This window comes from Rectinema subterraneum (assembly GCA_009768935.1).
Classification (GTDB): domain Bacteria; phylum Spirochaetota; class Spirochaetia; order Treponematales; family Rectinemataceae; genus Rectinema; species Rectinema subterraneum.
Genome location: WESA01000102.1, coordinates 1 through 2547, shown reverse-complemented (window position 1 = coordinate 2547; position 2547 = coordinate 1). Strand labels below are relative to the sequence as shown.

General features: G+C 52.4%; 2 protein-coding genes. Both read left to right on the top strand.

Annotated elements, in window-relative coordinates; translation table 11 throughout:
* The first annotated feature begins 170 nt into the window (after nt 1–170).
* The gene (gene istA / locus GAP13_RS12920; RefSeq protein ID WP_222126227.1) at nt 171–1622 is read left to right on the top strand and encodes an IS21 family transposase; all 1452 of its coding nucleotides are present in this window, start codon (nt 171–173) and stop codon (nt 1620–1622) included.
* The gene (gene istB / locus GAP13_RS12915) at nt 1619–2440 is read left to right on the top strand and encodes an IS21-like element helper ATPase IstB (RefSeq protein ID WP_158908700.1); all 822 of its coding nucleotides are present in this window, start codon (nt 1619–1621) and stop codon (nt 2438–2440) included. Before istA ends, istB begins: the two co-directional genes overlap by 4 nt.
* The last annotated feature ends 107 nt before the right edge of the window (nt 2441–2547 follow it).

Below are 2547 nucleotides of genomic sequence, written 5' to 3'. Positions count from 1 at the left end.
TGTTTAATATAAGCTGAAAATCCCTGAAAATATCAGATAGATTTCCCTGGTTTTATCACTGGGAATTCCCGGGAAAAATCAGGGGCAGTTGAACACTGCCTCCTGGTAATCCAGAATCCCTTTGTCGAAGGACCAACAACGACAAGGGAGGATCAAGGAAGGTGATCAACATGCCCCAAATACAAGGTATCAGGGAACAGTACCGAGAAGGAAGTTCAGTGGCCGAGTTAGCCAGAATCTATGGAGTAGACCCTAAAACAGTACGAAAGTACCTGAAGCAAGATGATTTTTCTCCAAAACCACCGGAAAAGATGACAAAAGAATCAATCCTGGATCCGTATAAGCCGCTCATTGATTCATGGCTTTTAGAAGATCAAGGGCGGTGGCATAAGCAGCGGCACACCGCGAAACGTATCCACGATCGACTTATTTCAGAAGTTGCCGGCTATGCCTGTTCCTACAATACCGTCCAGCGATATGTGAAACGAGTACTTCAGGAACAGCGTACCGTGCGGGCGAGCATGGAACTGGTCTGGCACCCCGGCGAAAGCCAAGCTGATTTTGGTGAGGCTGACTTCCTGGAACGCGGAACCATGGTTCGCAAGAAGTATCTTACCCTCTCGTTTCCCTACAGCAATGACAGCTTTACGCAGATATTCGGCGGAGAAACCGCTGAATGCGTTTGCCAGGGGCTCAAGGATATCTTTGCCTATATCGGCGGCGTACCGCCATTGGTGGTCTTCGACAATGCCACCGGTGTCGGCAGGCGTATCGGCGAGATAATCCACGAAGCGGAGCTGTTTTCCAGAATGCGAGCCCATTACGGCTTTTCCGTGCGATTCTGCAACCCGGAATCGGGTCATGAAAAAGGCAACGTCGAAGCAAAGATTGGCTATACCCGCAGAAACCTCTTTGTGCCAGAGCCTGCATTCGACGATATCGAAGACTACAACAGGACCCTGCTTTCGCTGCATGCTTCCAAGGCCCAGGAGTCGCACTACAAGAAGCTCCTGCCGATCAAGGACCTCTTCGAAGAGGATACACGAGCATTATTGCCGCTTCCACGCACCGCTTTCGATCCCGTGCGCTATGACTACCTGAAGGCTGACGGCTACGGCAAAGTGCGAATCGATTCCCGTCACTACTACTCGACGAGTCCTGAGTATGCAGGCCAAGAAGTACTCGTCGCAATTCGCGCGCATTCGATCGACATCCTGGACGACCACAAACGCCTTGTAGTTCGCCATAGCCGCGTCTATGGGGAACGGCGAAGCGATAGCAGCGATTACCGTACTTCGCTCGCCGTCCTTATGAATAACCCCGGCGCATGGAAAAACTCAGGAATCCGGGAACTGATTCCCGATCCTTTGAAATCTCTCATGGACCGACAGCAACGCACGCAGCTGCACGCGACGCTGAAGACTATGCACACGCTTTCAAGCGAATACGGCTTTGAAATCGCCGTACAAGCGCTCGAGGAAGGCGTACAGCGCTCCAGAACATCCTTCCATGACGCGGCGATCCTTGCCGCGAGGATTGCCGGCTACGGGCTCACTATGGCCCCAGAGCGCGGCCAGGATCTTCATGTGTACGACGAATTCCTGGAAGGGGTCCAGGTATGATCCGTACACCACAGGAACGCGAACGCACGAGGATTACAATCGCCTCCATGAGTCGCAAACTCATGCTCTCAAGCCGTGTGGTTGAGCTGTGCGAGAGCGAAGCCACCCCGCGGCAGGAAGAATTCCTCTTAAAAGTGCTGTCAGAAGAAATCGACCGACGGGAACGCGGCAAGAAAGCCAGGCTCCTGAATCGTGCGGGGTTTCCCGTCTTCAAGAGCTTTGAAGACTACGATTTCTCAGAAATCCGCTTCCCGCCAGCCCTCAGCAAGGAAGAGTTGCTTCGTGCCGACTTCATTCCCGAAAAAAAGAATCTTGTGCTCTATGGCGGTGTCGGTACCGGAAAAACTCACATGGCGATCGCACTCGGCATTGCCGCCTGTGAAAAGGGGCTTTCGGTGCGGTTCCTCACGGTCACCGAGCTCGTGCTTAAGCTGACCGAGGCGTACAAGGCCGGCACACTCGAACGCCTTATACGGGACTTAAAGCAGCTGGATCTCCTGATTTTGGACGAGTGGGGGTATGTTCCCGTGGATCGGGAAGGTTCCCAGCTTTTATTCAGGATTATTGCCGACAGTTACGAGAGTAAAAGCCTGATCCTCACGACGAACCTTGAATTCTCGAAGTGGGGAGGAATCTTTACCGATGAGCAGATGGCCGCTGCCATGATCGATCGGTTGGTTCATCATGGTCATCTTTTACTCTTCGAAGCGAAAAGCTATAGAATGACGCATGCCCTCATGCGGCAACCTGGGCCAGGCACGGCAAAACCAAAGACAACGGTTGAAGCTGGCTCTCGGCTTGGGGAAGGAGGTGCATAACAAAACCGCCTGCCAGACAGGCTGATGATGAAACCAGGGAATTCCTGTTGATAACGAGGGGGAAATCCTCATGATAATTCCAGGGAAATTCAGTTGACATTAAACAA